Source organism: Dyella sp. 01N36, from assembly GCF_056399745.1.
This window is the reverse complement of record NZ_JBFTRY010000182.1, coordinates 1-6,573: the sequence shown is the minus strand read 5'-3', so window position 1 is coordinate 6,573 and position 6,573 is coordinate 1. Positions and strand designations below refer to the sequence as shown.

Annotated in this window: 8 protein-coding genes; 3 read left to right on the top strand and 5 right to left on the bottom strand. The window is 65.3% G+C overall.

Annotation, left to right across the window (positions count from 1 at the left end; translation table 11 throughout):
• Positions 1-215: 215 nt before the first annotated feature.
• The 3 genes from AC1DMG_RS18370 (at position 216) to AC1DMG_RS18360 (ending at position 3,069) form a co-directional block, all read left to right on the top strand.
• Positions 216-1,274 (top strand): GNAT family N-acetyltransferase, encoded by a 1,059-nt coding sequence (locus tag AC1DMG_RS18370; protein ID WP_477176308.1) that lies wholly within the window; start codon positions 216-218, stop codon positions 1,272-1,274.
• The gene (locus tag AC1DMG_RS18365; protein WP_477176309.1) at positions 1,261-2,136 is read left to right on the top strand and encodes an arginase family protein; all 876 of its coding nucleotides are present in this window, start codon (positions 1,261-1,263) and stop codon (positions 2,134-2,136) included. Before AC1DMG_RS18370 ends, AC1DMG_RS18365 begins: the two co-directional genes overlap by 14 nt.
• 117 nt (positions 2,137-2,253) lie before the next feature.
• Positions 2,254-3,069: a CPBP family intramembrane glutamic endopeptidase gene (locus AC1DMG_RS18360; RefSeq protein WP_477176310.1), complete on the top strand. Its 816-nt coding sequence runs from the start codon at positions 2,254-2,256 to the stop codon at positions 3,067-3,069.
• Between the two features lie 9 nt (positions 3,070-3,078).
• Here the strand turns inward: AC1DMG_RS18360 and AC1DMG_RS18355 are convergent, their stop codons facing one another.
• The 5 genes from AC1DMG_RS18355 to AC1DMG_RS18335 form a co-directional block, all read right to left on the bottom strand.
• Positions 3,079-4,278, bottom strand: coding sequence for a DegT/DnrJ/EryC1/StrS family aminotransferase (locus tag AC1DMG_RS18355; protein WP_477176311.1), 1,200 nt, complete (start codon positions 4,276-4,278; stop codon positions 3,079-3,081).
• A 13-nt stretch (positions 4,279-4,291) separates the two neighbouring features.
• Positions 4,292-4,735, bottom strand: a complete 444-nt coding sequence (locus tag AC1DMG_RS18350; protein ID WP_477176312.1) for a DMT family transporter — start codon at positions 4,733-4,735, stop codon at positions 4,292-4,294.
• Between the two features lie 3 nt (positions 4,736-4,738).
• Entirely contained in the window at positions 4,739-5,101 is a 363-nt protein-coding gene (locus AC1DMG_RS18345) for an EamA family transporter (RefSeq protein ID WP_441605074.1), read from the bottom strand.
• A 9-nt stretch (positions 5,102-5,110) separates the two neighbouring features.
• Positions 5,111-5,950, bottom strand: a complete 840-nt coding sequence (locus AC1DMG_RS18340) for an alpha/beta hydrolase (RefSeq protein ID WP_441605075.1) — start codon at positions 5,948-5,950, stop codon at positions 5,111-5,113.
• Between the two features lie 165 nt (positions 5,951-6,115).
• Positions 6,116-6,573: hypothetical protein (locus AC1DMG_RS18335; RefSeq protein WP_477180869.1), on the bottom strand; the 458-nt coding region annotated here is incomplete at its 5' end.

Genomic DNA, 6,573 nt, shown 5'->3' with positions numbered 1-6,573 from the left:
TTCCTGGGGTCCATGGCGCCGGGTCACACGGCATCCGCCGGATGCCGTTTCACAAGCCTGACGAACCGTCAGGACAAAGTCCAGAACGCCACCGCATGGAACGGCTGTCCTCATGCTCCGCCGGGTTGCCTTTCACCAGCCTTTTAAGCGGGAAATCGTGGGCAGGGCGGGGCGGGAGTCGTATCCTATGGCCTTGTGACTCGTGGAACTGTCGCGTGCGGTACCTCAATCAGCTCGAGCCGGACGCACTGGTCGCCCGGTTCGCCGAACATCCCCCCATCGATTTCAGCGTGATGCAGGTCGCGGACACGCCGGCCTTCGTGGCGCCGTTCGACCTGCTCACCACCGCCGATGACGAGGCCCGCGCCAAGGTGACTGGCGCGCCCGGCTATCGCTGGTGGGGGCGTCTGCTGCGCTGGCGCACGGCCTTCGTGGGAACCACGGTGTCGGAATATGCGCTGTTTCCGCGCTATGCCCAGCCCGATGCACTGGCCAAGGCCTTGCGCGACCAGCTGGGTCGGCGCCAGCGCCTGATGATCGTGAAGGACATACCGCAGGCCTCGCCCTTGTTCGACGCCGCCACGGGCGACTGGTGCAAGCGTTTCGCCGATGCCTGCGACGCCGCCGGTTTCATCCTGCTGGAAGGGCAGGCGCTCGCTTATGTGACCATCGATTTCCAGGGCGAGGACGATTACCTCGCCCGCTTGTCGTCGAGTCGACGCAAGGACATCCGCCGCAAACTGCGCAAGCGCGATGAAGTGGCGGTGGCTTCGCTGCCATGCGGGGATGCGGCGTTCATCGATGACACGGTGATCGACGCCTATTACGCGCTTTACGAAAACGTCTACGCGCAGAGTGAAGTCCATTTCGACAAGCTCAGCCGCGAGTTTTTCGCCGCCGTGTTGCGCGATGCCACCAATGGCGGCGTGGTGTTTGTCTATCGCCACCAGGACGAGATGATCGGCTGGAATCTGTGCTTTGTGGTGGAGGGCAAGCTGATCGACAAGTACGTGGGTTTTGCCTATCCGCAGGCGCGGGAGCAGAACCTGTATTTCACCAGCTGGTTCCACAATCTCGCTTACGCTCGCGAACACCATCTCACCCACTATGTGGCAGGCTGGACCGATCCGCAGATCAAGGCCTATCTGGGTGCACAATTCACCCTGACGCGGCACGCGATCTATCTGCGCAATCCGCTGCTGCGGCTGGCCGCGCGCCGCTTAGGCAAATTCTTCGAGAGCGATAGCCAATGGGCAGCGCATGAACCGGCGTGAACCACTGATCCTGGACTTCGACAGTTCGGTCGGGCAGATCCCGGGCGCGACTACGCTGGCGCTCACCGACTGGCAGGAAGCGATCCGCTTTGGCTGCACGCTGCGCACGTTTCACCGGCTGCGCGACTATCTCGACACGCGTCTGCCGGAAAACTACGGCACCGTGTTGATGGGCTCGGGCGACTATCACCATCTCACCTGGCCGCTGGTGCAGCGTCAGCGCGCCCGCGGTCCGTTCCAGCTGGTGGTGTTCGACAACCATCCGGACAATATGCGTTTCCCCTGGGGCATCCATTGCGGATCGTGGGTGCGTCGGGTGGCCATGCTGCCGTTCGTCACGCACGTGCACGTGGTGGGGATTACCTCCGGCGACATCGGTGCCAGGCACGCTTGGGAAAACTATTTGCGTCCGCTGCAGGCCGGCAAGCTCAGTTATTGGTGCATGGACGTGAACGTGGACTGGGCGGCGAAGCTTGGGCTCAGCGATGCCTTCCATCGCTTCGATGATCCCGACGCGCTGACCTGCGCGTTCGTGCAGCAATTGAAGCAGGCACCGCAGCCCACGTATCTGTCCATCGACAAGGATGCGTTCAGCGTCGATACGGCGCGCACCAACTGGGACCAGGGCCTGCTGGAAGAATCGCACGCCATGGCGATCATCGAAGCGCTGCGTGGACGCATCGTGGCCAGCGACATCAACGGCGAAGTCTCGGCTTATCAGTACCGCACGTGGTGGAAGCGCTTGTTGAGCGGCTTGGATGGCCAGGAGCCGGTGCCGCAGGCCGAGCTGGATGCCTGGCAGGCGCAGCAGCGGGCGTTCAATGCGCGACTGTTGGCAGCCATCGCCGAAAGCAGCGTGTAAAGCATTGGATTGAAGATCGGCGCCGCATTCACGCCGGCACGGCGTTGAACGGGCAAGGATGCCGCAGGCGTATCGAGAGCCGGCTCGTTCCGGCAACGTTCGAGGCGATGCCATCGTATGACCGAGCATTTTCCCGCCAGTCGTCGCGCGTTGATCTTTCTTGGCGTCACCTTCGCCATCACCTGGTTGGCCTGGGGCGCACTGGTCGCGCTGGCGCAGGCGCAGGCCACCAGCTATGGCACATGGCCCTTCATGACCTTGTATGTGCTGGGCGGCTTGGGCCCGACCATCGCCGCCTATGTCGCCGTGTGGTGCACGCGCCACGAGTCGCCGCTGCGCGAGTTCAATCAGCGGGTTTTGCGTTGGCGGGTGCGGCCCGTGTGGTATCTGGTGGCGCTGGGTTTGCCGGTCGCGCTGGGCTTGTTCGCGATCGGCGTCGCCGTGGCCTTGAAGCCCGCGCTGGCGTCGCTCGTCAGCATTCGATCGTGGTATCTGTTTCCGCTCTACCTGCTGATGACCATCATCGGCGGCGGCCTGGAGGAGCTCGGCTGGCGGGGCATCACGCAGGAGGAGTGGGCACGGACCATCGGTGCCGCTCGTGCGGCCCTGCTGATCGGGCCGATCTGGGCGGTCTGGCATCTGCCACTGTTTTTCCTGCCGGGCGTGGCGCAATACCACGCGGGCTTCGCGCTGTTCCTGGTGGGAGTGATGGGCAATGCGCTGCTGTTCGGCTGGCTATACACCCGCACGCGCAGCATTTTGTTGTGCGTGTTGATGCACGCCGCGTCCAATGCGGCGGTGATGATGGGGGTGAGCATTCCTTCCGGCATGGGCATGTCGGTGGTTGGTCCGTGCCTGAGCCTTGGTGTGGGTGCGCTGTTGTTTCTGTCCACGGGACAGCGATTGGAAAGTCATGAACGACCGACGCGTTGAACGTGGTGTTCAGGCCGTCGCGCGTTCCAGCTCGACGCAAATGGCTTCAAACGTCGCGTCATCCAGCCAGGGGCTGTTGGTGATGGTGAGCGAGCGCGCGGCAAAGGCACGCGCATTGGGCAGCTCGGCATCGGCGACGATGTCGCGCAGGTAGCCGTAGTCGGGCAGGGCGTGGATAAAAAGCCGGCTGACGCCGAGGCCGGCCGTCCACAGCGTCTTCAGCGCCGCATCGCGCCTGGCCTGGTCGGGCAGGGTGAGCAGCAGGAAGGGCCACACGCCTTGCTGGCCCTGCGCATCGTCGAACACGGTAATGCCGGGTATGCGCCGCAGACGTTCCACCCGACGCAAGGCCTGTATGCGCGTGGCATCGAGAAAGGCCGGAAGTCGGGGCAGCGCACGCGCACCCACCGACTGCCGCCAGTCGCTCACGGTGTGCATCGGAATATCGGGGCCAAAATCGTCGCCGACCGCGGCCACCGGGTCGTTGGCCGCCAATGCTTTTCGCAATGGACGTCCATACGCCCAAGCCAACAGCGACGGGCGATAGGCCAGCGCGTAGCCGGTCAGTTCGAGCGCACGCTGCCAGTCCATTTTTGTGTCGGCGCGAATATTGGCCTGGTGGCTGGCAGCAAACGCCGCGCGCAAGACAGGATCGCGCGTCAACAGCAGGCCACCTTCGAACAGGGTGAGACCCTTGCCGACGGCGAGACTGAAGAAGCCGGCATCGCCCAGCAGGCCGACGCTGAGGCCGTTCTGCTTCGCGCCCAGCGCTTGCGCGGCGTCTTCCAGTACGTAGGCGCCCACGCGATGGGCTACGTCGAGCGCCGCATTGACGTCGGCTACGCGACCGGCCAGATGCGTCGGCACGATGGCCAGCGTCTTGGCGCTGCCCAATGCGCAAAGCTGGGCGACATCCATATCGAAGTGATTCGGCGCGAGGTCGCACAGGCGCAGCTTGAGGCCTGCACGATGAATGGCCAGCGCCACCAGCGGACACGTCCACGCGGGGACGATCACTTCGTCGCGCTGCGGACTCAGGCCATGCATGGCCTTGAGCGCCACCACCATGGCCGCCGTGCCCGAGCATTCGAGCTGCAGCTGTTCGACGCCCAGCCATGCAGCGACCTGGTCCGCGAACGGCGCACGGCCCGGCCACAGATCGCTCAGCTGTAGCGGCAGGCCGGCGGTGGGCGGTAGCTCGCGGGACATGGGGGATGTCTGGTCAGTCGCCGGCCACGATGCCGAGCGCGCCCTTCGCTTCGGTCGGCGCATCGCCTTCCGGATGCGCGCCACTTTCCGCGAACGCCAGGCAGATGATGCCGGCCACGATGGCGACGGCGCCGATGATGCGAGAGGCGGTCAGCGGCTCATGGAACAGCCACACGGAGAACAGCATCACGCTCACCACTTCCAGGTGCGTGACGGCGAACGCAGGGCCGATCGGCGCGTGCTTGAGCAGGGTCATCCAGGTGAAGAAGTTGCCGACGTAGCCGATCACCGCGACATAGATCCACGGATGGCCAAACACACGCACGATCCACGCCCAGTTCGCCTCGGGCGGAAACGCATGGTCGCCGGCGTATTTGAAACTCAGCTGCACCAGCGTGTCGAACAACACCAGGATGGTGAAGCCGATGGCGTAGAAACGGGCTAGCTTCATCGACATTTCTCAGCCTCCGGCCATGCCGACGATGGCTACGCCCGCGGTCACCAGCAGCATGCCGGTCACGCGTAGAGGCGTCAGCTTTTCTTTGAACAGGATCCGGCCGGCGATCATCACCACCACGATGTTGATCGAACCCAGCAGCACGCCTTCGGACAAATCGACCAGCGACAGGAAGGCGATCCAGACCAGGAATTCGGCCACGTAGGAGAGCACGCCGATCCAGATCCACGGACGCGCCGCCATGTACTTCCAACGCGCAACGCCATCACCGGCTCGCGGATCGCCGGCCGCTGCCTTGAAGGACAGCTGGCCGACGGTATCGAGCGTGACATTGAGCAGCCACAACGCGACAACCAGGGGACTCATGGCGAGTCCTCAGGCCGCAGCGCGCGCGACGGGTTCGTAGGTGGCGGCGATCTGGCGGAAGAACTCCGCCGAGCGGTCGGTCAGCAGGCGACGTTCCCGGTCCACCGTGATCATGTGGTAGCTGTCCTTGAGCCACAGCGTCTCCACCGGGCCGGACACGCCGCGCTGCACGAGATAGGCGTTCTCGATGCTGGCGATGTCGTCTTCGGTGGCGTGGGCRATCAGGCAGGGCGCCGCCACCTTGGGCAGGTCGCGCTTTACCACCGCAGCCATGTTGTACATCTCGCCCAGCGACGGCCACGGGTTGCCGGGCAGGCCGGCGGCGGCACTGTCGCCGCTCAGCATGGCGCTGCTGATCTGCGCGCGCAGGCGCTCGTCGCGGATGCCGTACGGTTCACCCTCGTGCACCATGCGGTGCTTGCCGATGCCCAGGCGGTGCAGCAGGGGCAGCAGGAAGGAGAACTTGCCGATCCACGGAATCGCCCAGCCGTCATAGCGGAAGGTGGCGCCGTAGACGCCCACGCCCTTGACCCATTCCGGACGCTCGGCGGCCAGCTTGAGCGCCAGCACGGCGCCCATCGACAGGCCGGCCACGAACAGGTGATCCACCTCGTGGCGGAACTTGTCGGCGGCAGCTTCCACGCTGGCGTACCAGTCGCGCCAGCCGGTCTTCAGCAGGTCGTCGACGTCGCCGCAATGACCGGCCAGCTGCATGCCATACACCGTGTAACCGGCGCGATTGAGGCCCTTGCCGAGCAGGCGCATCTCGGTCGGGGTGCCGGTCAGGCCATGAATGAGCAGCACACCGCTGCGACCGCCTTCATAGCGGAACTCGACGTCTTGAATCACTGGGGAGCTCCGCAGCAGCCAATCGGGGAAGTCCGGGGCATGCGCCACGCGGAAAGATGACAGTAAATCATGGGGTCAGTCTGACCACCGACCCTTTCCAAGAACTTTCGACCCCGGTGGCCCCAGGCGGGGCCAGATGCGAGTCCAGGCAGGGCCTGCCGGCGCTCAGCGGCCGAAGTGGCCCTGGGTGCCGCCCACGGAGATGCTCATGCCGCCGGTCGGGTGTTCGCAGCTGCCGAAGGCCTGGCTGAGCGTGACGCCGCCGCCGGTGTAGTTGCCGCTGAAGTGGTTGCCGGCAACCACGCCCGTGGTGACCGAGCCATGCACCTGCGGCTGGTTGTAGGTGGCGTCGTCGCAGGTCACGGCCGGCGCAACGCCGACGGCCGCCTGGGTGTCGCCCATCGCGCCGCTGGTGTCGCCGTAATAGGTCCCCGGCGGATCCTTGGTGTAGCTGCCGTTCTGGTTGGCGGCCTGCGCGGTGGCGTTGCCGTTGGACTTGGCCGCCTGGCCCGTGCTGTTGGCCACCGTGGTGGCCGGCGGTGGCGGCGGTGCCGCGCTGGCGCTGGCGGCGGGAAGATTGGCCGGCAGCTTCAGGTTCAGCGACTGGTCGGCGCTCTGTGCCC

Coding starts and splice junctions, on each gene's coding strand:
- AC1DMG_RS18350 (WP_477176312.1), bottom strand. CDS start 4,735: ATGTCGATGAAGCTAGCCCGTTTCTACGCCATCGGCTTCACCATCCTG.
- AC1DMG_RS18345 (WP_441605074.1), bottom strand. CDS start 5,101: ATGAGTCCCCTGGTTGTCGCGTTGTGGCTGCTCAATGTCACGCTCGAT.
- AC1DMG_RS18355 (WP_477176311.1), bottom strand. CDS start 4,278: ATGTCCCGCGAGCTACCGCCCACCGCCGGCCTGCCGCTACAGCTGAGC.
- AC1DMG_RS18365 (WP_477176309.1), top strand. CDS start 1,261: ATGAACCGGCGTGAACCACTGATCCTGGACTTCGACAGTTCGGTCGGG.
- AC1DMG_RS18360 (WP_477176310.1), top strand. CDS start 2,254: ATGACCGAGCATTTTCCCGCCAGTCGTCGCGCGTTGATCTTTCTTGGC.